Here is a 22,654-nt window from a genome sequence, read left to right on the forward strand (position 1 = left end):
GCACCTTTACGACGGAAACAGGACGGCTCAACCGAAGCGAGTGCGAGCGTTTCTTGATCCAGCATTGGCGCGCTAGCATGACTGCAACGATTACCTCCCGACTGACAGGGAACTCGCGCGGTTCAGGGCGCGGGCCAGGTTGCAAACCCGTCTTTCGCCCGGCGACGTTCGAAGGTCGGCAAAGAGCCGATCTGCGACGGTCGCGTTGTTGCACGGTGGCGTGCCGGCCATTTCCGGCCATCTATCCACCCACGCCCCCGTCAATCGTAAAACCTCGGCGTATAAACCCACTCCCGCTCGCCGCGCACGAAGCGGCGCGTCTTCGACGAGCCGACGATCACCATCGTGCGCATGTCGACGTCGGCCGCGCTCAGCGCGCCGAGCGTCGTGCTGCGCAGCGTGGCGCCGGGCCGGCCGATGTCGCGGCCCAGCACGACGACGGTGTCGGCCGTGCGCACCGCGCGCACGATCTCGAGCGCGCGATCGAGCTGCCACGGCCGCGCGCGCGACACGGGGTTGTAGAACGCTATCACCAGATCGGCGCGCGCGGCAAGGGCGAGCCGTTCCTCGATCACGCTCCACGGCTTCAGGTTGTCCGACAGCGAGATCACGCAGAAATCATGGCCGAGCGGCGCGCCGGCCTGGGCGGCGGTGGCGAGCGCGGCCGACACGCCGGGCACCACGTCGAGCGCGACGTCGGCCCAGGCCGCGTCGTCGCTGCCGTCGAGCGCCTCCAGCACCGCCGCGGCCATCGCGAACACGCCGGGATCACCCGACGACACCATCGCCACGCGGCGTCCCTGCGCGGCCAGTTCGAACGCGTGCCGCGCGCGCTGCAATTCCTCGCGATTGTCGGTTTCGTGGACGCGCTGGTCGGCGCGGAACGGGCCGGCCATGCGCACGTAGGTCGCGTAGCCGAGGATGTCGGTGGCCGCGGCGAGCGCGGCGCGCGCGGCCGGCGCCATCAGTTCGGCGCTGCCGGGGCCCAAGCCGAGCACGGTCAGGCTGCCGCGCGCCTGGCCGAGCGCGTCGGCGTCGACGGGCGCGGCGGCCACGGCGATCGCGACGGGCATCGCGCCCTCGGCGCCGTGATGCGTCGCAGCGGTGAGGGCTTGCCCGGCGGGATCGGCGGCCACGACGCGGGTCGCGACGATCGAGGCCGACGCGAGCGCCGCGTCGAGCAGCGCGCCGGCATCGGCGCCGGCGTCCGGCACGAAGCGCAGCGGCACACCAAGCGCGCGCGCGGCGCGCGCGAGCGCCGCGTCGCGCATCGCCCGGCGCGGCGCGACGAGCGCGGCCAGCGCGAGCGGCGCGAGACCGGCCGCGGCCAGCGCGTCGAGCACGTGGGCCGCGAGCGGATCGGCGCGGGAATCGAGCGAGGCGTCCAGGTGCGATGTCGTGGACGCCAGCGGCGCCACCGCCCGCGCCTCCGGCCGCAGCGCCACCACCACGCTGCGCGGATGGATCACGAGTTCGCCGGCGCCGCCGTCGGCCACGCGCGGCGTCACGCGGATCGCATGCGAGGCGCCCGGGTCGAGCGGCAGCGCGACCTGGTCGAGCCACGGCGCGTCGCCGTCCACGCGCGTGCCGGCGCCCGCCAGCAGGTCCGACACGAAGCGCTTGCCGGCGCCGAGGTCGGCCAGCGCGTAGCCGTCGGGCGGATTCAGCACGCAGGCGCCGAATCGCAACTCGCCGCTGGTGGTGATGGCCGGCGCCACCGCGAGCAGCGCGGCGATCTCGCGCGCGAACAGGTTCGCGCCGGTCAGCCCGCCCAGCAGCGGCACGACCGCGCTGCCGTCCTCGGCCACCGCCAGCACCGGCGGTTCGACGCCCTTGTCGGCGAGGCATGGCGCGACGCAGCGGATCACGATGCCGGCCGCGCACAGCGCGACGATCGGCGTGCCGCGCGCGTACAGCTCGCGCAGATGCGCGCCCAGTTCGGCGAACCCGACGTCGCCCCGCGCGCGGCCCGCGAGCGCGTGGATGGTCGCGCCCGCGTAGTGCGCGCGGATCCGCTCGGCCACCGGCAGCGCGCCGGCGCCGAGCACGACGATCGCCGGCGCGACGTTCAGCCTTGCCATTTTTCCCCCGGCACGACGAGCAGCGAAAAATACGGCGAGGCCATCGGATCGACCTCGGCGAGCGGCACGATGCGCTGGTTCGCCATGGTCGCGCGTTCGACGTACAGCGCGCGCCCGGCCAGCCCGAGTTCCTCGAGCACGCGGCGCACCTTGTCGAAATTGCGGCCGAGCTTCATCACCACGGCGGCGTCGGCCTTCTCGAGCCGCGCGCGCAGCTGGTCGGCGGGCAGCACGCCCGACAGCACCGACAGCGTCTGGTTGCGGTAGACGAGCGGCACGCCGAGCACGGCCGCGCCGCCGAGCATCGAGCAGACGCCGGGCACCACCTCGGTGTCGTAGCGCTGCGCGAGCCGGTCGTGCAGGTACATGTAGGAGCCGTAGAAGAACGGGTCGCCCTCGCAGATCACGGCCACGTCGCGGCCGGCGTCGAGATGCGCGGCCACCACCTCGGCGGCGGTATCGTAGAAGTCGGCGATGATGTGTTCGTAGCTGAGCGGCGGCGCGAGCGCCTCGGTGGTGACCGGGTAGACCAGCGGCAGCTGGCACTGGCTCTCGGCCAGATGCGCCTCGACGATGCCGTAGGCATTGCCTTTCTTGCCTTTGGCGACGAAGTAGGCCACCACCGGCGCCGCGCGCAGCAGGCGCACGGCCTTCAGCGTCAGCAGCTCGGGGTCGCCGGGGCCGACGCCGATGCCGAACAGCCGGCCGCGCGGCGCGCCCGGCGGGACGTCAGCGGGCCGGGCGGCGGGGATGTCGGCGAGCAGGTCGGCCGGCACGGGCGGCAGGAGCGAATCGAACGGCAGGCTCATTCGACCTCCGTGGCCAGCGCGTTGACGGCGGCGGCGGCCATCGCGCTGCCGCCGCGCCGGCCGGCCACGGCCACGAACGGCACGCTGCGGCTGTCGGCGGCCAGCATCGCCTTCGATTCGGCCGCGCCGACGAAGCCGACCGGGAAGCCGAGGATCAGCGCCGGTTTCGGCGCGCCGGCGTCGAGCATGTCGAGCAGGTGGAACAGCGCGGTGGGCGCGTTGCCGATCACCACCACGCTGCCGGCCAGTTGCGGGCGCCACAGTTCGAGCGCGGCGGCCGAGCGCGTGTTGCCGAGTTGCGCGGCGAGGGCCGGCACCTCGGGCTCGCCGAGCGTGCAGCACACCGGGTTGGCGGCCGGCAGCCGCGCGCGCGTGATGCCCTCGGCCACCATCCGCGCGTCGCAGAGGATCGGCGCGCCGGCCGCGAGCGCCGCGCGGCCGGCCGCGCCGGCGCCGGCCGAGAAGCGCAGGTCGGCGACGATGTCGACCATCCCGCACGCGTGGATCACGCGCACGGCGAGTTTTTCCAGGTCGGCCGGGATGGCCGTCAGATCCGCTTCGGCGCGGATCGTCGCGAACGATTGCCGGTAGATTGCCTGGCCGTCGCGAAGGTAGTCGAGCATGCGAGTCAGTCCTGAGTGCGCCGCGGCGCATCGAGCATCGCGGCGGCTTGGTCGATCGTCAGATGGCGCGCGGCGAGGCGGCCGAAGCCGGCCTCGCCGTCGCGCCGGTAAAGGTCGTAGTGGCCGGCCTCGACCGCCACCAGCGTGGCGGCGGCCGGCCAGGGCTGCGCGCAGGCGCGCGCGCAACCGCTCAGATGCGCCTCGGCCGGCGCGGCGAGGCGCGCGGCCAGCGCCAGCGCGTCGGCCTTGGTGTCGGCCAGCGCGCGGCCGCAGCCGCGGCTGCCCGCGCAGGCGACCAGATGCGCGAGCGGCGCGTCGGCCGTGCCGACGAGGCCGAGCGCCGTCAGCGCGGCGAGCGCGGCGTCGGCGTCGGCCGCGCGCACGCCGGGCAGCAGCACGCTCTGCCATGGCGTGAAGCGCAGCGTGCCGTCGCCGTGGCGTTCGGCCAGCGCCGCGAGCGCCACGAGCGTCGCCGCGTCGAGCCGGCCGAGCGGTACCTGGGCGCCGACCTGGCGCGTGGCCGGGTCCGTCTCCGGCTGCACGCCGAAGCGCCGCAGCGGTTCGGCCGCGACGCGGCGCCAGCCGGCCAGCGCCGCGTCGCGGTGCGGCGCGAACGGCAGCCGCGCGGCCGCGTGCGCGAGCAGCGCCTCGGCGGGCAGCACGGCGAGCGCGTCGCGCAGCCGTGCCGCGTCGGCCGGCGCGAGCTCGATGAACGCGAGCAGCAGCGCATGGGCGGTGGCCACGACCTGGTCGGGCGCCACCGTGGCGAGCGCGGGCGCATCGCCGCCTGTCACGGGCGGGCGGCCGGCCAGCCCGAACGCGTAGCGCGGCTCGCCCGAGGCGTCGTGCAGCGCGGCGAACCAGAGATCGTGCGGATGATCGAGCGCGGCGAGTCGCTCGCCGCCGTCCAGCAGCAGCGAGCATTTCGGCGACAGCGCGGCGAAGCGCGGCTCGGTCTGCAGCATCGCCAGCAGCGCCGCGCCGAGCGCGCGCGTGTCGGCGAGCGCGCCCGTATCGCGCCCGGCAGCCGGGCTCAGCATCACGTTGCGCAGGTCGTCGCGCAGTGCCGCGGCGGCCAGATCGGTGCCGCCGTCGGGCAGCGGGCCGAGCCCCGCTTCGATCAGCGCCGCCGCGAGCGCGGCCTCGTGGCCGGCGCACACGCCGCGGATCTGCAGGTTCGCCCGGTTGGTCGCGTCGAGCGCGCCCGAGGCGTGCGCGCGGGCCGCCGCCGCGAGCGCGCGCGCGCCGGCGGCATCGAGCCGGCCGCCCGGCAGCCGCACGCGGCACAGTCCGCCGTCCTTCGTCGCGACCACGCGCACCAGCCCCGGGCAGGCGCTCGGCCGGATCGCCGGCGCGGCGGCGGTCGCGGCGCCGGCGGGCGGGGCAGCGGCAGGCGCGACATCGCTCCGGCCATCGGCCGGCCGTTCGGTCGGATTCAGGGTCGGGCGATGGATCGAGCGAGGGGAGGATAACGAACGAGTCAACGGCGTGCCGGGTCAGGTCGCGAGCCGGCGGGAGACGGGCGCCCGCGACTCGCGCGTGCGCCGCAGCGGCATCGGTTTACCCCGCCTGATGCCGGCCGGCACGTTCATCGCGCCGGCAGGTCTGCTGGTGCGCAGCGGGTTGCCGCCGCGCGCCTTCCGGCAGGCATGCCGTGGCATCGACGGGCGGCGCACTCGCTGCGCGCAGTTGCGGGGGCAGCCGCAGCGGCGCGGCAAGCCACGCCCTGCGTTCCCTGTTAGGCCCGTTGGGCACCGGCGAACGAGGCTGTATTATGCCTGCTTTCGTTCGGCCGAGATACGCCGGGCGCGCCGGCCGGCGTGCCCGGCGCGGCGATGGACGGCAACGCGGCAAGGGTGGAGCACGGATGGGGAACGGGGCATGACGGCGTGGCTGACGGTGGTCGGAATCGGCGACGACGGGTTCGCGGGGCTCGGCAAGCGCGCGCGGCGCGCGCTGATCGACGCGGCCGTGGTGATCGGCGGCGAGCGCCATCTGGCGATGCTGCCGGCCTGCCTGCGCGCGCGGCGCGAGCCGTGGCCGAAGCCGTTCGATCTCGCGGCGCTGCTGGCGCGGCGCGGCGAGGCCGTGTGCGTGCTCGCGAGCGGCGACCCGATGTTCTACGGCGTGGGCGCGACGCTCGCGAGGCAGCTGCCGGCCGAGGAACTGTGCGTGCTGCCGGCGCCGTCCGCAGCGTCGCTGGCCGCGGCGCGGCTCGGCTGGGCACTGCAGGATCTCGAGGTCGTGTCGTGCGTCGGCCGCCCGCTCGCGGCGCTCGCGCGCCATCTGCATCATGGCCGGCGCCTGCTGGTGCTGAGCGCCGACGGCGCGACGCCGGCCGCGCTCGCGGCGCGGCTGGCCGAGGCCGGCTACGGCGCGACGCGCATGAGCGTGTTCGAGCATCTGGGTGGCCCCGACGAGCGCCGCATCGACGCGCTCGCGCAGGGCTGGCCCGCGCCGCAGGTCGCCGCGCTGAACCTGATCGCGCTCGACTGCGTGCGCGCGGCCGACACGCCGCCCGTGCCGCTCACCCCGGGCCTGCCCGACGACGCCTATCAGCACGACGGCCAGCTGACCAAGCGCGACATGCGCGCGATCACACTGGCGCGGCTCGCGCCGACCCCGGGCGAACTGCTGTGGGACGTCGGCGCGGGCTCGGGCTCGATCGGCATCGAATGGATGCGCGCGCATCCATCGTGCATGGCGCTCGCGATCGAGGCCGACGCGGTGCGCCGCGAGACCATCGCGCTGAACCGCGACCGGCTCGGCGTGCCGGGGCTCGCGATCGTGGCGGGCCGCGCGCCCGAGGCGCTTGCCGGGCTTGCCGTGCCCGACGCGGTGTTCGTGGGCGGCGGAGGCAGCGAGGCCGGCGTGCTGGCCGCCTGCTGGGCCGCGCTGAAGCCGGGCGGCCGGCTGGTGGCCAACGCGGTGACGCTGCAGGCCGAGGCCGCGCTGCTCGACTGGCGCGACCGGCACGGCGGCACGCTCACGCGCGTCGCGCTGGCCGGCGCGGCGCCGCTCGGCGGCTTCGACACCTGGCGCCCGGCGCTGCCCGTCACGCTCTACGAGGTCCGCAAGCCGCTCGCGGACGGCGGCGCATGACCTCGCACGACACGCCTCGCGCCGCCATGCGCGTGCTGCTGCTCGGCGGCACCGGCGACGCGCTGAAGATCGCGCGCACGCTGCCGGCCTCCGACGTCTACAGCCTCGCCGGGCTCGGCAGGATCCCCGACGATCTGGCCTGCGAGGTGCGCGTGGGCGGCTTCGGCGGCGCCGACGGGCTGGCCGCCTGGCTGCGCGAGGCCGGCATCGGCCTGGTGGCCGACGCCACGCATCCGTATGCCGCGCGCATCAGCGCGAACGCGGCGGCCGCCTGCGCGGCCACCGGCACGCCTTACTGGGCGCTGCGCCGCCCGGCCTGGGCCGCGCGCGACGGCGACGACTGGCGCCTGGTGCGCGACTGGTCCGGCGTGGCCGCCGCGATCGCGCCGTTCGCGCGGCCGTTCTTCACGCTCGGCCGCGAGCCGCTCGCGCATCTGGACGAGATTGCCGCGCACCAGCACTGGACCGTCCGCTGCCTCGACGCGCATCCCGGCAACGCGCGCGCGAACGTGATCGCCGCGCGCGGGCCGTTCGAGCTGTCCGCCGAGCGTGCATTGTTCGCGCTGCTCGGGGTGGACGTACTGGTCAGCAAGATGAGCGGGGGCGCGGCGACCGAGGCGAAGCTCGAGGTCGCGCGCGAGCGGCGCATCCCGGTCGTGATGATCGAGCGGCCGACGCTGCCCGAGGCCGGGCGTCGTTTCGACGATCCGGCCGCGCTGGCCGACGCGCTCGCCGCTTGGCGCGCGTCGTGATGCCGGGCGCGGAAGCCGGCCGGACCGCATGCCCGGCGCCATGCCATTCCAACGGAGAACACGACAGATGACGGTGTATTTCATCGGCGCGGGGCCGGGCGACCCCGAGCTGATCACGGTGAAGGGCCAGCGCCTCGTGCGCAGCTGCCCGGTGATCCTCTATGCCGGCTCGCTGGTGCCGGCGGCGGTGCTCGACGGCCATCGCGCCGAAACGGTGGTCAATACGGCCGAGCTGGACCTCGACGCGATCGTCGCGCTGCTCGCCGACGCGCATGCGAAGGGGCAGGACGTGGCGCGCGTGCATTCGGGCGACCCGTCGCTGTACGGCGCGATCGGCGAGCAGATCCGCCGCCTTCGCGCACTCGGGATTCCCTACGAGATCGTGCCCGGCGTGACCGCCACCGCGGCCTGCGCGGCCACGCTCGGCGTCGAGCTGACGCTGCCCGGCGTCGCGCAGACGGTGATCCTCACGCGCTACGCGGGCAAGACCACGATGCCCGAGGGCGAGGCGCTTAGCGGGCTGGCCGCGCACCGCGCGACGCTCGCGATCCATCTCGGCGTGCGGCATCTGGCGAAGATTGTCGAGGAGGTGCGCCCGCATTACGGCGACGACTGCCCGATCGCCGTGATCTACCGCGCGAGCTGGCCCGACGAGACGCGCGTGACCGGCACGCTGGCCGACATCGTCGGCAAGATCGCGGCCACCGCGATCGAGCGCACGGCGCTGATCCTGATCGGCCGCGTGCTCGATACCGATCGGTTCGACGAATCGACGCTCTACGCCAAGGCTTGAGCCTTGCCGGGCGTGCCGCGGGACATCCGGCGGGAAGGGAAGGGCAGGACGCTGCGGCGCCGCGGACGCGCGAAGCGGCGGGAAGCGGCGGGAAGCGCCGCACCGCGCCGCCGGCATCGTGCCGGGCCGGCGCGACACCGGCCGGTCGCGCTCAGTCGCGCGCGGGGATCGTCAGGCCGCGCTGCACGGCCGGGCGCGCGAGGAACGCCTCGAGCGCGCGCCCGACGTTCGCGAAGCGCTCGAACTCGACCAGCTCGCGCGCCTCGTAGAAGCCCACCAGGTTGCGCACCCACGGGAACGTCGCGATGTCGGCGATCGTGTAGTCGGCGCCGACGATCCAGGCGTTCGACGCGAGCCGCGCCTCCAGCACGCCGAGCAGGCGCCTGGCCTCGCCGACGTAGCGGTCGCGCGGACGCTTGTCCTCGTACTCGCGCCCCGCAAACTTGTGGAAGAAGCCGAGCTGCCCGAACATCGGGCCGATGCCGCCCATCTGGAACATCAGCCACTGGATCGTTTCATAGCGGCCGGCCGCGTCGGCCGGGATCAGCTTGCCGGTCTTCTCGGCCAGATACAGCAGGATCGCGCCCGATTCGAACAGGCCGAGCGGCTGGCCGCCGGGGCCGTCCGGATCGATCAGCGCGGGGATCTTGTTGTTCGGGTTCAGCGAGAGGAACGCCGGGGAGAGCTGGTCGTTCGCGTCGAAACGCACCAGGTGCGGCTCGTAGGGCAGGCCGAGTTCTTCCAGCATGATCGACGCCTTGACGCCGTTCGGCGTGGGCAGCGAATAGAGCTGGATGCGGTCCGGATGCTGCGCCGGCCATTTCTTCGTGATCGGGAACGCGGACAGGTCGCTCATGGGGCGCTCGGTGTGAGTGAAGGGTGTCGCGATGGTATACGGAACCGCCGAACGCCGCCGGTTCCGTCCGGGGCGCCATGCCGACCGCGTCAAGCCGGGCGGGCGCGGGCCGCGAGACGCGAGAGACTGTCCGGTCCGCCCAGGCGCCGACGCGGTGCCGCTCTCTCAGAGCGCGCGCGGCATCGGCCGCCGTTCGCGCGGCGGGCGCCGCCGTGCGTGGCGCAGGCAGTGGTGGAGCGCGTCGGCGTGGCGGGCGCGGCCGAGGCGCCGCGCGGCGCGCGCGGCGGCCGTCGAGCCGTCGCGCAGCAGGCAGGGCGCGGCGTTCATGCCGTCGCCAGGCGCCATTCGGCGTGGCCCGCGTAGCGCTCGGAGACGACGCTCGCGACCGGCGCGTCCGGGCGCCCGGCGTTGACGCGAAAGCGCGCCACCGTCTCGTCGAGCTGGCGCCCCTGCGCTTCCAGCGACTTCGACGCGGCCGCCGCCTGCTCGACCAGCGCCGCGTTCTGCTGGGTGGTCTCGTCCATCTGCGTGATCGCCAGATTCACCTGCTCGATACCGCGGCTCTGCTCGGTCGAGGCCGCCGCGATCTCCTCCATGATGTTGGTCACGCGCGCCACCGCCTGGGTGACCTCGGTCATGGTGCGGCCCGCCTCGTCAGCCACCGCGGCGCCGTCATGCACCGTCTGCACCGAGGCGGCGATCAGGTCCTTGATCTCCTTGGCCGCCACCGACGAGCGCTGCGCGAGCGAACGCACCTCGCTCGCCACCACCGCGAAGCCGCGCCCCTGTTCGCCGGCGCGCGCCGCTTCCACGGCCGCGTTCAGCGCCAGGATGTTGGTCTGGAACGCGATGCCCTCGATGATGCCGGTGATGTCGGCGATCTTCGACGAGCGCTCGCCGATGTCGTTCATGGTGTGGACCACGCGGCCCACCGCATGGCTGCCGCGCTGCGCGACGTCCGAGGCGCTGCTGGCGAGCGCGCTGGCCTGGCGTGCGTTCTCGGCGTTGAGTCGCACCGTGGACGTGAACTGTTCCATGGTGGCGGCCGTTTCCTCCAGCGACGCGGCCTGTTCCTCGGTGCGCTCGCTCAGGTCGATGTTGCCCGCCGCGATCTCGCCGACCGCGGCGGCGATGCCCGAGCTGCCCTCGCGCACGCGGCTGACGATGCCGGCGAGCCGCGTGTTCATGGTGTCGAGCGCGTCGAGCAGGTCGCGCGTCTCGTCGTGGCCGCGCACCAGGATGTGGCTCGTCAGGTCGCCGTCGGCGACGGTGCGCGCCACCCGCACCGCGTCCGACAGCGGCCGCGTGATCGAGCGCGTGAGCCAGAGCCCGGCGCCGATCGCCAGCAGGGTCGCCGCGGCGCTGATCACGGCCATCAGGTTGCGCACGCTCGCGTAGCGCTCGGCGCCGGCCTGCGCGAGCCCGGCCTCGCGCTCGCGCGTGTAGGCTGCGTAGGCGTCGGTGGCCCGCACCAGCTCGGCCAGCAGCGGGCGGCACTCGTCGTCGATGGCGGTGGTGGCCTCGTCGCGCTTGCCCTGCAGCGCCAGGTCGACGATCCGCTGCGCGACCGGGCCGTAGCGGCGCTCCACCTCGGCGATGGTGGCGGCGAGCGCGCGGGCGCGGTCGGTGGCGTCGGGGGCGGCGGCCAGCATCGACTGCAACTGCGCGAGCCCGTGCTGCACGTCCGCATGCGCGCGCTGCACGTCGGCCTTTTCCAGCGCGACGTCGGCGGGCCGGGTCACCAGCACCAGGTTGCGTGCCGCGATGGCGCGGCGGTCCACCGCCGTGCGCACTTCCTCGGCCACGTTGGCGCGCGCATTGATGCCTTCGGTATAACTGGCGAACGCGTGATTGGTGTCCGATAGCGCATTCAGCGCGAATGCCGAAATGCCCACCACGACTGCCGCCAGCAAGCCGAAAGCACCAAGCAGTTTGGTCTTGATGCTCAGCCGCAGAATTTTCATGATTAACCTCTTGTAAGTAGGGTTCGAGACGAAAATCAGCGCGACGTCCGTTCGTCGTAGGTGCGTTAACGGGACGTTTGTTTTTTTCTTTACCTTCCCGAACCCCTATATCGTTGACCCGAATCACGAAAATCAGGTAGTCGCCATGAATCGCTTAATTGACGGGCATGAACGGCCCGTCCAGAAAGGGTTTGGCGGAATCTTTCATTTACATTTCATCGCTGAGGTGCTCTGGATCTTTTTGGTCTGTTTAAATGTGAACGACATGCGATCGCAGCGCCGCATATCGGCGTCCGCTTCGTCGGGATTGGTTTATTCACCAGTGAACGATCGATGCACGATGCAAACGATAAAACAATAGGGCGTTATGGAAAGTTTATTTGAAACACCCGATCGACCGGAATCGTTTTACGCGGAAGGCGAATCAACCATAGGATGCATCGCAAATGCCGCGGCGCGGCCGGCACGATTGACGAATGGCAACGGCGGCGGAAGGGAGCGGAAGGAAAAGCAGGAAGCGCGGGCGGCTCAGTCGCGCCCGGCGCGGCGCGCGGCCGTGTCGGCCGGCGCGAGCAGGCGGCCGGCCAGGCCGAGCGCGTCGTAGAGCAGCACCGCGAGCAACGCGACGATCACGCCGCCCTGCAGCACGAACGCGGTGTTGGAGGTCTGGAGCCCGGCGATGATCACGTCGCCGAGGCCCTTGGCGGCCACCGTCGAGCCGATCGTGGCGGTGCCGAGGTTGATCACCACCGCGAGCCGCACGCCGTTGACGATCACCGGCATGGCCAGCGGCAGCTCGATCGAGACGAGCCGCTGGCGCGCGCTCATGCCCATGCCGCGCGCGGCGTCGAGCGTGGCGGCCGGGATCGAGCCGAGGCCCGCCAGCGTGCTTTCGAACACCGGCAGCAGGCCGTACAGCGTCAGCGCGAGCAGCACCGGCGTGGCGCCGAAGCCCACGGCCGGCACCGCGAGCGCGAGCACGGCCACCGGCGGGAAGGTCTGGCCGAGGTTGGCGATGCTGCGCGCCACCGGCAGGAAATCGGCGCCGGCCGGGCGCGTGACGGCGATCCCGGCCGCGATCGCGAGCACCGAGCCGATCAGGCTCGACGCCGCCACCAGCGCGAGGTGCGCGAGCGTCAGGTCGATCAGGCTCGCGCGGTCGTAGATGGCGGGCGCGCCGTGCTCGGCGAGCGGCGCGAACAGCGGCTGCAGCCAGCCGGGCCGCGCGATCAGCACGAGCAGCGCGGCCAGCGCCGCGAGCCGTGCCGCGGCGGACACGGCGCGCGGGACGGTGCCGCCTGCCTTGCTGCCGCTGTTCTTGCCTCCAGGCGTGCCGCTCGCGAAGCTCATGCGCCGTGCCTCGCATGCGCGACCAGCGCGGCGAGCGTGATGCGGGTGGGGGCGGCTGGCGCGTCGGGCCGTGAACCGGGCTCGGCCCGCCCGCCGGCCGGCGCCACCGGCAGCGCGTCGACGCCGCGCCACAGCAGTTCGGACAGCGCGTCGCGCAGCGAGCGGTCGGCCTCGATCGGCGTGCCGCTCGCGTGGCCGGGCTCGGCCAGCCGCGAGACGGGGGTCAGCGCCAGCAACCGCAGCGGGCGCTCGGCGCCGGCCACCAGCTTCTCGACGAAGCCCGGCGCGGGCCGCGCGAGCAGCTGCGCGGGCGGGGCGGCCTGCAGCACGCGGCCGCCGTCCATCACCGCGATCTGGTCGCCGAGCCGCAGCGCCTCGTCCATGTCGTGCGTGACGAGCACGATCGTGATGCCGGTGCGGCGCTGCAGCGCCGCGAGGTCGTCCTGCGCCTTGCCGCGGATGATCGGGTCGAGCGCGCCGAACGGTTCGTCCATCAGCAGGATCGCCGGCTCGGCGGCCAGCGCCCGCGCCACGCCCACGCGCTGCTGCTGGCCGCCCGAGAGCTGGTGCGGCAGCTTGTGCCCGTAGATCGACGGATCGAGTTCGAACAGTTCCAGCAGTTCGTGGACGCGCGCCTCGATGCGCGCCTTCGGCCAGCCGGCCAGGGTCGGCACCGTGGCGATGTTGCGCGCCACCGTCCAGTGCGGAAACAGGCCGTGGCCCTGGATCACGTAGCCGATGCCGAGCCGCAGCGTCTCGCCGCGCACCGTGGCGGTATCGACGCCGTCGATGCGAATCGTGCCGCTGGTCGGCTCGATCAGCCGGTTGATCATGCGCATCAGCGTGGACTTGCCGCTGCCCGAGGCGCCGACCAGCGCCGTGACGGTGCCGGGCGCGATGGCGAGCGAGACGTCGTCGACGGCGACGAGCGGCCCGAAGCGACGCGTCACGCGTTCAATCTCGATCATCGGGAAGCACTCCGTTGGGTGGACTGGATGGCCGCGTCGAACACCACCGACACCATGAACGCGAGCGCGATGGTCGGCAGCGCGCCGAGCAGCACGAGGTCGGTGGCGGCCTGGCCGAGCCCCTGGAAGATGAAGGTGCCGAAGCCGCCGCCGCCGATCAGCGCGGCCACCGCGGTCAGCCCGACGTTCTGCACCAGCACGATGCGCAGCCCGGCGAGGATCACCGGCAGCGCCAGCACGAGTTCCACGCCGAATACGCGCTGGCGCGGCGTCATGCCCATCGCGGCGGCGGCCTCGACCACGCGCGCGTCGACGCCGTCGATCCCCACCACCACGCTCGACACGATCGGCAGCAACGCGTAAAGGAACAGCGCGACGAACGCGGGCGCCGGGCCGATCCCGCCGATGCCGAGCGCGGCGGCGAGCGGCAGGTGCGCGGCCAGCAGGCCGAGCGGCACCATCAGGATGCCGAACAGCGCGATGCTCGGGATGGTCTGCACCACGTTCAGCGCCGGCAGCAGCGTCGCGCGCCAGGCCGGGCGCTGCGCGCAGCCGATGCCCACCGGCAGCGCCACGGCGAACGCGGCGAACGTCGAGCCGGCCACCAGCGCGAGATGGCGGGCCGCCTCGTTCCAGAAGGTGTCGGCGCGCACCGCGTATTCCTGCATCACCGACAGGCCGTCCCACCAGCCGCTCGCGAGCGCGGCGGCGAGCGCCGCCAGCGCCACCGCCAGCGCGCCGAGGCGCTTGAGCGGGGCGAGCTCGAGCCGCGCCAGCGCGTCGGCGATCAGCACCGCGAACGCGAACAGCAGCAACCACGCGCCGGCCGCGGGCGAGACGCGCGCGATCGGCATCTCGCCGCCGACGAGCCGCGCCGGCGCCGCGCCGAGCCAGTAGCCGAGCCAGACCAGCGCCGCCGTGCCGGCCGCGGCGCGCCAGCCGGGGCGCGTGCGCGCGAGCGCGAACGCGGCGGCCGCGAGCCAGCCGGCCAGCGCGAGCATGGCGAGCGGGGCGGGGAAGATGTCGGTCAGCGCCAGGCCGTGGCCCGGCACGATCCGGTTCGCGCGGAACGTGACGAACGGCAGCGCGAGCGCGCCGCACCCGGCGAGCGCGACCAGCACGCCGACCCGGTCGACGTAGCCGCCGTGTCGCCGCGGGCCGGCCCGGCCGGAGGGCGCCGCGGGCGCGGCGGGGTCCGTCATTTGACGAAGCCCTTCGCCTTCAGATAGTCGGCCGCGACGTGCGCGGCCGGTTCGCCGTTGATCTGGATACGGCTGTTGAGGGTCTGCAGCGTCTTGAGGTCGAGGCTCGCGAACACCGGCTTGAGCCAGTCGGCGATCTGCGGATGCGCCTTCAGCACCGCCTCGCGGATCACCGGCGCGGGGGCGTAGACGGGCTGCACCTGCTTGTCGTCGGCGAGCAGCACGAGCCCCGAGGCGGCGATCGCGCCGTCAGTGCCGTACACCATCGCGGCGTTGACGCCGTCGGTCTGCGCGGCGGCCGCGCGGATCGTGGCGGCCGTGTCGCCGCCCGAGAGCACCAGCAGCTGGTCCGGCTTCAGCTTGAAGCCGTAGGCCTTCTCGAACGACGGCAGCGCCGAGGCGCTGTTGACGAACTCGGCGGACGCCGCGAGCTTGACCTTGCCGCCCGCGGCCACCCAGCGGCCGAAATCGCTGAACGTCTTCAGGTGCTGCTGGCCGGCGAGCGGCCCGAGCATGGCCACGCCCCAGGTGTTGTTGGCGGGCGCCGGGGTGAGCCAGACCAGATGGTTGGCCGAATAGTCGAGCTGCCTGGCTTCGGCGTAGCCGCGCGCGGCATCCTTCCAGACCGGGTCGCCGCTCTTGTTGAAGAAGAACGCGGCGTTGCCGGTGTACTCGGGATAGACGTCGATCTCGCCGGCCACCAGTGCCTTGCGCACGATCGGCGTGGCGCCGAGGCTGATCTTGTCGGTCACGCCCAGGCCGTGCGACTTGAGCACCTGGGCGATCAGGTTGCCGAGCAGGCTGCCTTCGGTGTCGATCTTCGAGGCGACGGTGACCGTGTCGGCGTGTGCCGTGCCGGCGGCGAGCGTGCCGCCGAACGCGGCGACGAGCGAAAGCGCCGCGCAGATGCGGCGGCGAACGGCGATATCCATCGTGAAGCGGCCTCCTGGAGGGGCGGTCGGGGGACGTGGCGCGCAATCCGCCAAATGGCGATCAAAGTTACGCGAGTGGCGCGCGTTTGGCAAACGCAAGGGGCGGGATCAGCGGTTTCGCTGCCAACGCGGAGGACGGCGGCACGCGTCGTGCGACACCGGCGGCCCGGGCGGGCAGCGCCCGGGCGGAATCCCGGCAGGGGCGCCGCTTCGCGCCGCCGGCACGAATCCGGTGATGGCGGCAGGCGCCCGACGAGGCGGGAACATGCCGGCTACTTCGCTTATCGTGACCGAACGCCTCGTGATGATCATGCGAGATTCATAGATCGATTCTATTTGCGAAATGGCGCCGTGCGTCGTTCAATGGCGTTCCGCACCGTGCCGTTCGCGTTGGTCCTTCCGTCCCACCATCAGGAGCGCAACACATGGCCACACAGATCAACATCGACGAAATCGTCCAGTCGATCGCCTCCGATACCCACACGCCGAAGGAAACCGTTTCCGCCCTCTACGAGAAGACGCTCGCCGAATATCGCGACGGCGCGCGCATCCTCGACTACATCGCGCTGCTCGCGGCCAAGCGCGTGCGCGACGACCTGCGCCGCCAGCGGCGCCACTGAACTCCGCTGTTTTCTGCAGTCCCGGACTCGCCCGCTGCGTCCGCGCAGGCCGGAGCCGGGCAGCGCCGACCTCGCAAGCGGCTGACCTCGCACGGACGGGGGAAAGCGCGCGGCAGGATGCGTGACCCGCGCGCGTTCGCCGGCGGCTCCGCTCAGATCCCCGTGCCGCGCGCGTTCCAGATCAGCCGCAGGCCGAGCGCCGCGATCGCGCCCGCCGCGAGGCGGTCGATCACGCCGCGCGCGCGCAGGTACAGCTCGCGCGGCCGGCGCGTGGAGAAGCCGAGGGCCACCACCGTGTACCAGCCGGCCTCCATCACGAACACCGCGGGCGGCAGCACCAGGTACGCCACCGTCGGCGGATGCGCGGGCAGCAGCGCCGCGAAGATGCTGCCGTACCAGATCGCCGTCTTCGGGTTGCTCAGTTGCGTGGTCAGGCCGACGCGAAACGAGCGCAGCGGCCGGCCGCCGTGGCGCGCGATATCGGCGTCGAACGTGAAGCGCTGCCGCGCGCCGCGCCAGAACTGCACGGCCAGATACAGCAGATAAAGGCCGCCCGCCACCTTCAGCGCCAGATAGAGCCACGCCACCGAACCGAGCAACGTGTAGAGCCCCGCGAGCGCCACGCAGGCGAACACGATCGCGCCCACGCCCATGCCGAGCGCGGTGGCGAGCCCGTCGCGGCGCGACAGCCCGATCGCGTTGCGCGCCACCAGCACGAAGCTGGGGCCGGGAATCATCGCGCCCAGCATCAGCGCGGACAGGATGGCGACGAGTGAAGCGGCGACATGCATCGAAATCTCTCCAGGTGGGGGACGACGGCGGGGCGCCGAAGCGCGGGGCTCGGCGGGAACCGGTGCAGCTTCCCCGCGCGTGATTCAAAGCCGATCCGGCGCCGGCTCAACGCCGCCTCAATGCGGCGCGGCCCCCGACTTCGTGCGGCTCTTGTCGGCGTACATGCGCAGGTCCGACTCGGCGAGCAGCCGCGTGACCGACGGATCGTCGCCCGGCTCGTAATCGACGTGGCCGACGCTGAAGCGGATGTGGTACGCGAGCCCGGCCTGTTCGCTGCGCACGCCTAGATCCTGCCGCAGCCGCTCGGCGAGATCGTGCGCGTCGAGCCGGTCGGCCATCACGAGCGCGACGAACTCGTCGCCGCCGAGCCGGCCGATCACGTCGATCTCGCGCATCACGGTGGTGAGCGACTGCGCGAACAGCACCAGCGCGCGGTCGCCCTCGGCGTGGCCGAAGCGGTCGTTGATCTGCTTGAAACCGTCGAGATCGAAGAACAGCAGCGAGGCGCGCAGGCCGCGGCGCCGGCACGCGTTCAGCGCCTGCTGCGCGAACATCTCGAAGCCGCGCCGGTTCGACAGCGCGGTCAGCGAATCGAGCGTGGCCATCTGCACGGCCGCCACCTCGCGCTCGGCCAGGCCCGCCAGATCCCGCAGGTGGACCAGGTCGGCCGCGTCGATCTCGCGCGGGCGCGTATCGATCAGGCACAGCGTGCCGAGATTCGTGCCGTCGGGCAGCGCGAGCGGGTGGCCCGCGTAGAAACGGATGCCGGGCGCGCCGGTGACGAGCGGGTTGTCGGCGAAACGCGGGTCGAGCGTGGCGTCGGGGATCACCAGGGCATCGTGCGAAAGGATCGCGTGGGCGCAGAACGAGACGTCGCGCGGCGTCTCCCGCTCCGCCAGGCCGAAGCAGCTCTTGAACCACTGGCGGTTCTCGTCGATCAACGAAACGAGCGCGATCGGCACGTCGAAGATGCGCCGCGCCAGCCGGGCAATGCGGTCGAAGCGCTCCTCGTCCGGTGTGTCGAGCAGGTTCAGGCCATGCAGCCGGGCGAGCCGTGAAGCCTCGTTGGCGGGAAGGGTGGCGATTTGCATGCGATCGGGTCTCACGATGTCGGATGGCGTGTCCGCCTGTGCGCATGGCTGTCCTGGCCGGGGAACGCGCTTGGCGGATCGATGTTGTCATCGTAGAACATTCGCGGCAATCCCGGAATGGCCGGGAATGGTCCGGAATGCGAGGCGACGTGAGCGTTGGTGCCGGTACGGCGCCCGCCGCCGCGCCCGGACGGCTGCGGAAGGGTGGCTGAACGGCCGCCGAAGCTTTCTTTTTGCTTTCGACCGATCCGACGGCAAGCCAGCCGGACAAGGCGCGCGGAGAGAATCGTTGGGTTTCCCAACACCGCGATGTAACAATCGCGAACTATCGTCGGGGCCGCGGGCGCGAGGAGTGAGACGCCCGCCCCGGACGCGAGCCCGCGTCCGCCTGATATCCCACGACGGAGAAATCCCCATGCAGACGCCGGCACCACGGCACTTGATACTGATCGGTATGCTCGCCGCCGCGGCCTCGCTCGCCGCCTGCAACGGCGACGACTCGCGGCCGGCCGCGCCGGTGACCACGCCGCCGAAGGCGGCCTGCGGCAACGCCGCGGTCGCCACCGCGAACCTGCATTGCCCGCCCGGCTTCACGGCGCCGAAATCCTGACGTCCGACGATCCATCCATCAGGACCCGACATGGTCACCCAATCCCGACGCGATTTTCTGAAGTTCTCCGCCGGCCTGGCCGGCGCCACCGCGGCCACCACGCTGGTGCCCGACTCGATCCGCCGCGCGCTGGCCATTGAACCGGCCACCGTGACCGGCACGATCCAGGACGTGCAGCACATCGTCGTGTTCATGCAGGAGAACCGCTCGTTCGATCATTACCTCGGCCACCTGAGCGGCGTGCGCGGCTACAACGACCGCTTCCCCGTCACGCTGCCGAACGGCAAGCCGGTGTGGTTCCAGCCGCGCCAGGAAGACGCAACCAAGGTGATCGCGCCGTTCCGCTACGACACCACCAACCCGAACTGGAACGCGCAGTGCATCGGCGGCCTGCCGCATACCTGGGTCACCACGCACAGCGCGATCGACCACGGCCGCGCCGGCCAGTGGGCCGCGCAGAAGACCAACATGACGATGGGCTACCATCAGCGCGACGACGTGCCGTTCCACTACGCGCTCGCCGATGCGTTCACCGTCTGCGACCAATACTTCTGCTCGATTCCCGGCAACACCCACCCGAACCGCATGTACCTGATGACGGGCATGGTCGATCCGCTCGCCACCGGCGGCGGTCCGCTGCTCGACAACATCGACTACATCGACAACCAGTTCGAGCCGACCCAGCTGCGCGCCCCGCTGACCTGGACCACCTACCCGGAGCGCCTGGAGGCGGCCGGCGTGTCGTGGCAGGTGTACCAGCAAGGCACCGACTTCGACAACTACACGGGCAACTACGGCACCAACATGCTCGCGGCGTTCCAGAATTTCGTGAACGCCCCGGCCGGCTCGTCGCTGCAGCAGCGCGGCATGAGCACGCGCAACATCGCGCAGCTGAAGGCCGACGTGCAGGCCGGCGCGCTGCCGCAGGTGTCGTGGCTGCTGCCGCCGGCCGCGTATTCGGAGCATCCGAAGTACACGCCGCTCTACGGCGCGTACTACATCTCGACGATCCTCGACGCGCTGACCTCGAACCCGGACGTCTGGAGCAAGACCGTCCTGTTCATCATGTACGACGAGAACGACGGCTTCTTCGACCACGTCGTGCCGCCGCAGGCGCCGACCTTCGTCTCGACGCCGCCCGCGAACGTCGGCGCGAGCACGGTGGACATCTCGCTCGAGCGCCACACCGTGGTGCCGGCGCAGGAGGTGGGCACCTTTACCGCCGACACGCTGCCGTATGGCCTCGGGCCGCGCGTGCCGATGTTCGTGGTGTCGCCGTGGTCGAAGGGCGGCTTCGTCAGCTCGCAGGTGTTCGATCACACCTCGGTGCTGCAATTCATCGAGCAGCGCTTCGGCGTGAAGGAGCCGAACATCTCGCCGTGGCGTCGCGCCGTATGCGGCGACCTCACGTCGACGCTCGACTTCACGAAGTCGGACGCCACCTTCCCGAACCTGCCGAGCACCTCGAACTACGTCGCGCAGGCCGACCTGCAGTGCGCGCGCACCACCGCGCAGACCGCGCCGGCCGCCAGCGCCGCGCCGAGCATCGCCGCGCAGGAGCCGGGCACGCGCCTCGCGCGTCCGACGCCCTACGAGCTGCACGTGAACGGGCAGCTGACGAACGCCGGCTACACGCTCACGTTCGCGAGCGGCGGCACGCAGGGCGCGCACTTCTGGGTCTATACCAACGATTCGAGCGCCTTGCCGCGTTCGTACACGGTGGAAGCCGGCAAGCAGCTGTCCGATACCTGGGCGCTCGACGCGGGAAGCGGCTACGCGATCCACGTCTACGGCCCGAACGGCTATTTCCGCCGCTTCCTTGGCTCGGCCTCGGGCGAGACCGCCGCGCATCCGGACCTGACGACCTGCTACGACGTGGCCAACGGCAACGTCTACGTGACGCTCGCCAACGCCGGCACGCAGCCGATGACGGTGATCGCCACCGATCTCGCCTACGGTCAGGCGCCGCGCACGCTGACGGTGCCGGCCGGGCAGGGCGTGGAGGCGCATTGGGACCTGTCGTGCAACGGCCAGTGGTACGACCTGCAGTTCACGATCGCCGACAACCCGTCGTGGCTGCGCCGCATCGCCGGGCGCGTCGAGAACGGCAAGGTGACCATCACCGACCCGGCTGCCACCACGCCCGTCACGACGGCGATCTGAGCGCCTGACGCGCAACGTCGCCGAATGCCGCACGGCCGGCCGGGCAGCTCGCCGCCCGGTCGTGCGGATTCGACCCTTCGATGCAATTTCGCCCGCGCCGCGTCACTCGACGGCGGGCGGCGTTGCGTGAATCCGACACCCGAGCCCGCGCCTGGCGGTCTTCACGGCCCGTGGCAGCGGGCTCGCATCGTGATGGGCAGGCTCGGGCCGCGTCGCGCCCCTCGACTCCGGTGCAATCCCTAGGTAAAAACCCTATGCTGCGATAGAATGACGCCCTCAAAGGAGGATTGAGGGATGATGCCTCACCGTTTTGTCGTACTTGAAAAGATTGCTTTCTCGCTGGTCGTGATGTCCGCTGTCGCCTGTACCGCCTTCATTACCTACGAACGCTGCCCCGACGATTTGCGCGACGCGCTCGACGCGGGCAAGGACATGCTGGCCATGAGCGCGGCCGGTTATTCGATCGCCTGCGCGTCGGCCGATCCGAACGCCTGCATCGGCCTGCCCACGTACTGATCCCGCGCCTCGCCCGCACCGCGGCCGGCGTCGGCTGCGCCGCAACGCCGGCCATCCCGCCGATCGCAAAAGCTTGCCGCCATTGTCGCGGCGGCCACGCCGGGAGTGCGTCGCGCTACCGCCCGCGTCGTCGCGCGTCCGTATCAGCCGCGCATCACTGGCCCGGCTGCGAGACGCGTTCGAGCGTGTTCGCCAGTTCGTCCTGCGACGCGCCTTGGGCGCGCGTGGCGATATCGCCGAGCGACAGCATGCCCACCAGTCGCCCGCCGGCCGTCACCACCGGCGTCCGGCGGATCCGCGCCTCGGCCATGCGCTGCTGGACCGCGTCGAGATCGTCGTGCTCGCGGCAGCAGACCGGCCGCGTCGTCGCGATCTCGCCGATCGCCGTGTCGGGGCCGACGTCGTCGGCGAGCACGCGCACCGTCAGATCGCGATCGGTCACGATGCCGACGATGCGTCCGCGATCGCACACCGGCAACGCGCCCACGTCGTAATGCGCCATGCACTGCGCCGCGTGCCGTACCGTGTCGTTCGGCGCGATCGATACCACGTCGCGCGACATCACATCCGCTACCCGAATCATCCGTTGTCCTCCGTCTGACGTTGTCGGCCCGGACAGCGCGCAATTCACGTGCCGGCCGCGCGGCAAGGGCGCGACACGCGCGGCTTTCTCCCGTGTGTTCTCCCGGCGCCTCGCGGCACGGCGCTTGCGTGCTTGGACGAGCGACGGCACATGCGCCCGATCCCGAGAGGAGAACATCATGACGATGATCGTGACAGGCAACTTCCAGACTTTCGCCGACGCGGAAACGTCCCGGCGCCGCTTGATGGACCGACAGTTCCGGCGCGACGACGTATCGATCTTCTTCCTGAATCCGCACGGCCAGCACGGGCGCTTTCCGATCGGCGGCGATGTGTACGCCGATACGGCCGCCAAGCCGGGCGGGCGCGGCGCGATCGCCGGCACCGTGCGGGGCGTGGCGATCGGCCTGCTGCTCGGGCTGCTGGTCTATGCGATCTGGCACACCCCGTGGTGGGTGCCCGTCGCGACGACGCTGCTCGGCGCCTATCTGGGCGCGTTCAGCGGCGCGCTGGCAGGCATGCGCGGGCGCGCCGAGGAGGGCACGGGCACGCTCGAACGCACCGAGCACGGCGTGGTGCTGGCCGCGCACGTCAACGAGGGCAACGCCACCGCGGCCGAGGAAATCCTGCGCTCGACCGGAGCGATCTCGGTCGAGCGCGTGGACGGCGAATGGCGCGACGGCCGCTGGCAGGATTTCGACCCGACCCGCAGGCCCGACGAGGCGGCGTAAGGTGTCTTGGCCGTGTCTGCGTTCCGGCGTTGCCGCGCGCAGGCATGTGCCCGGGACGCGGGGTCGAATGCACGTGGCGGTCGGGGAAGATTTGCAAACGCGATGTAGCGATTGCCG

At 72.2% G+C, this 22,654-nt stretch carries 22 protein-coding genes and 1 riboswitch; of the genes, 8 read left to right on the forward strand and 14 right to left on the reverse strand.

What is annotated here, in order from left to right:
- Window positions 1-260 precede the first annotated feature (260 nt).
- Genes cobJ through cobG form a run of 4 tightly spaced genes read right to left on the reverse strand, consistent with a single transcriptional unit; the run spans window position 261 to window position 4,859 of the window.
- A complete protein-coding gene (gene cobJ / locus bpln_RS08710; protein WP_162492380.1) occupies window positions 261-2,072 on the reverse strand; it encodes a precorrin-3B C(17)-methyltransferase in 1,812 nt (603 codons plus the stop codon).
- Complete coding sequence (locus bpln_RS08715; protein WP_244132065.1) at window positions 2,069-2,890, reverse strand: precorrin-2 C(20)-methyltransferase; 822 nt, start codon at window positions 2,888-2,890, stop codon at window positions 2,069-2,071. The genes cobJ and bpln_RS08715 overlap by 4 nt, the downstream gene beginning before the upstream one ends.
- On the reverse strand, window positions 2,887-3,513 hold the full coding sequence (locus bpln_RS08720; RefSeq protein ID WP_055138592.1) for a precorrin-8X methylmutase: 627 nt from the start codon (window positions 3,511-3,513) through the stop codon (window positions 2,887-2,889). The genes bpln_RS08715 and bpln_RS08720 overlap by 4 nt, the downstream gene beginning before the upstream one ends.
- Window positions 3,514-3,518: 5 nt before the next feature.
- Window positions 3,519-4,859, reverse strand: a complete 1,341-nt coding sequence (cobG, locus tag bpln_RS08725) for a precorrin-3B synthase (protein WP_055139485.1) — start codon at window positions 4,857-4,859, stop codon at window positions 3,519-3,521.
- A gap of 235 nt (window positions 4,860-5,094) precedes the next feature.
- Window positions 5,095-5,286: riboswitch (cobalamin riboswitch) on the reverse strand.
- A gap of 108 nt (window positions 5,287-5,394) precedes the next feature.
- Here cobG and bpln_RS08730 point away from each other — a divergent pair.
- The 3 genes from bpln_RS08730 to cobM all read left to right on the forward strand — a co-directional run bounded on the left by bpln_RS08730 (window position 5,395) and on the right by cobM (window position 8,160).
- Window positions 5,395-6,615 carry a bifunctional cobalt-precorrin-7 (C(5))-methyltransferase/cobalt-precorrin-6B (C(15))-methyltransferase gene (locus bpln_RS08730; protein ID WP_055138593.1) on the forward strand — a complete coding sequence of 407 codons (1,221 nt, stop codon included), beginning with the start codon at window positions 5,395-5,397 and terminating at the stop codon, window positions 6,613-6,615.
- Window positions 6,612-7,367 (forward strand): cobalt-precorrin-6A reductase, encoded by a 756-nt coding sequence (locus bpln_RS08735; RefSeq protein WP_226993529.1) that lies wholly within the window; start codon window positions 6,612-6,614, stop codon window positions 7,365-7,367. Before bpln_RS08730 ends, bpln_RS08735 begins: the two co-directional genes overlap by 4 nt.
- 67 nt (window positions 7,368-7,434) lie before the next feature.
- On the forward strand, window positions 7,435-8,160 hold the full coding sequence (gene cobM, locus bpln_RS08740; protein WP_055138594.1) for a precorrin-4 C(11)-methyltransferase: 726 nt from the start codon (window positions 7,435-7,437) through the stop codon (window positions 8,158-8,160).
- 151 nt (window positions 8,161-8,311) lie between these two features.
- On the opposite strand, the gene bpln_RS08745 is transcribed toward cobM, so the two are convergent.
- The 7 genes from bpln_RS08745 to osmF form a co-directional block, all read right to left on the reverse strand.
- Window positions 8,312-9,016 (reverse strand): glutathione S-transferase N-terminal domain-containing protein, encoded by a 705-nt coding sequence (locus bpln_RS08745; RefSeq protein ID WP_055138595.1) that lies wholly within the window; start codon window positions 9,014-9,016, stop codon window positions 8,312-8,314.
- A 165-nt stretch (window positions 9,017-9,181) separates the two neighbouring features.
- Window positions 9,182-9,343 (reverse strand): hypothetical protein, encoded by a 162-nt coding sequence (locus tag bpln_RS36645; RefSeq protein WP_158336054.1) that lies wholly within the window; start codon window positions 9,341-9,343, stop codon window positions 9,182-9,184.
- Window positions 9,340-10,980, reverse strand: coding sequence for a methyl-accepting chemotaxis protein (locus bpln_RS08755; protein ID WP_055138596.1), 1,641 nt, complete (start codon window positions 10,978-10,980; stop codon window positions 9,340-9,342). The genes bpln_RS36645 and bpln_RS08755 overlap by 4 nt, the downstream gene beginning before the upstream one ends.
- 528 nt (window positions 10,981-11,508) lie before the next feature.
- On the reverse strand, window positions 11,509-12,330 hold the full coding sequence (locus bpln_RS08760) for an ABC transporter permease (RefSeq protein WP_080937170.1): 822 nt from the start codon (window positions 12,328-12,330) through the stop codon (window positions 11,509-11,511).
- Window positions 12,327-13,298, reverse strand: a complete 972-nt coding sequence (locus tag bpln_RS08765) for an ABC transporter ATP-binding protein (RefSeq protein ID WP_055138597.1) — start codon at window positions 13,296-13,298, stop codon at window positions 12,327-12,329. The genes bpln_RS08760 and bpln_RS08765 overlap by 4 nt, the downstream gene beginning before the upstream one ends.
- Window positions 13,295-14,500, reverse strand: coding sequence for an ABC transporter permease (locus bpln_RS08770; protein ID WP_055138598.1), 1,206 nt, complete (start codon window positions 14,498-14,500; stop codon window positions 13,295-13,297). Before bpln_RS08770 ends, bpln_RS08765 begins: the two co-directional genes overlap by 4 nt.
- A complete protein-coding gene (osmF, locus tag bpln_RS08775; protein WP_042624889.1) occupies window positions 14,497-15,432 on the reverse strand; it encodes a glycine betaine ABC transporter substrate-binding protein OsmF in 936 nt (311 codons plus the stop codon). Before osmF ends, bpln_RS08770 begins: the two co-directional genes overlap by 4 nt.
- 425 nt (window positions 15,433-15,857) lie before the next feature.
- Between osmF and bpln_RS08780 the strand changes: the two genes are divergently transcribed.
- Window positions 15,858-16,052 carry a DUF3562 domain-containing protein gene (locus tag bpln_RS08780; RefSeq protein ID WP_042624890.1) on the forward strand — a complete coding sequence of 65 codons (195 nt, stop codon included), beginning with the start codon at window positions 15,858-15,860 and terminating at the stop codon, window positions 16,050-16,052.
- A 152-nt stretch (window positions 16,053-16,204) separates the two neighbouring features.
- Here the strand turns inward: bpln_RS08780 and bpln_RS08785 are convergent, their stop codons facing one another.
- On the reverse strand, window positions 16,205-16,843 hold the full coding sequence (locus tag bpln_RS08785; protein ID WP_042624891.1) for a LysE family translocator: 639 nt from the start codon (window positions 16,841-16,843) through the stop codon (window positions 16,205-16,207).
- A gap of 117 nt (window positions 16,844-16,960) precedes the next feature.
- Window positions 16,961-17,935 carry a GGDEF domain-containing protein gene (locus tag bpln_RS08790; protein WP_055138599.1) on the reverse strand — a complete coding sequence of 325 codons (975 nt, stop codon included), beginning with the start codon at window positions 17,933-17,935 and terminating at the stop codon, window positions 16,961-16,963.
- Window positions 17,936-18,350: 415 nt separating this feature from the next.
- On the opposite strand from bpln_RS08790, the gene bpln_RS08795 reads away from it, so the two are divergent.
- From bpln_RS08795 to bpln_RS08805, 3 genes are all read left to right on the forward strand, one after another.
- Window positions 18,351-18,545 (forward strand): hypothetical protein, encoded by a 195-nt coding sequence (locus tag bpln_RS08795; RefSeq protein WP_042624893.1) that lies wholly within the window; start codon window positions 18,351-18,353, stop codon window positions 18,543-18,545.
- A 30-nt stretch (window positions 18,546-18,575) separates the two neighbouring features.
- A complete protein-coding gene (locus bpln_RS08800) occupies window positions 18,576-20,708 on the forward strand; it encodes a phosphocholine-specific phospholipase C (RefSeq protein ID WP_042624894.1) in 2,133 nt (710 codons plus the stop codon).
- Between the two features lie 294 nt (window positions 20,709-21,002).
- The gene (locus tag bpln_RS08805) at window positions 21,003-21,224 is read left to right on the forward strand and encodes a hypothetical protein (protein ID WP_082465241.1); all 222 of its coding nucleotides are present in this window, start codon (window positions 21,003-21,005) and stop codon (window positions 21,222-21,224) included.
- 154 nt (window positions 21,225-21,378) lie between these two features.
- Here the strand turns inward: bpln_RS08805 and bpln_RS08810 are convergent, their stop codons facing one another.
- On the reverse strand, window positions 21,379-21,807 hold the full coding sequence (locus bpln_RS08810; protein ID WP_042624895.1) for a CBS domain-containing protein: 429 nt from the start codon (window positions 21,805-21,807) through the stop codon (window positions 21,379-21,381).
- A 178-nt stretch (window positions 21,808-21,985) separates the two neighbouring features.
- Here bpln_RS08810 and bpln_RS08815 point away from each other — a divergent pair, with 178 nt between their 5' ends.
- Window positions 21,986-22,537 (forward strand): hypothetical protein, encoded by a 552-nt coding sequence (locus bpln_RS08815; protein ID WP_055138600.1) that lies wholly within the window; start codon window positions 21,986-21,988, stop codon window positions 22,535-22,537.
- The last annotated feature ends 117 nt before the right edge of the window (window positions 22,538-22,654 follow it).

Source organism: Burkholderia plantarii (genome assembly GCF_001411805.1).
GTDB lineage: Bacteria > Pseudomonadota > Gammaproteobacteria > Burkholderiales > Burkholderiaceae > Burkholderia > Burkholderia plantarii.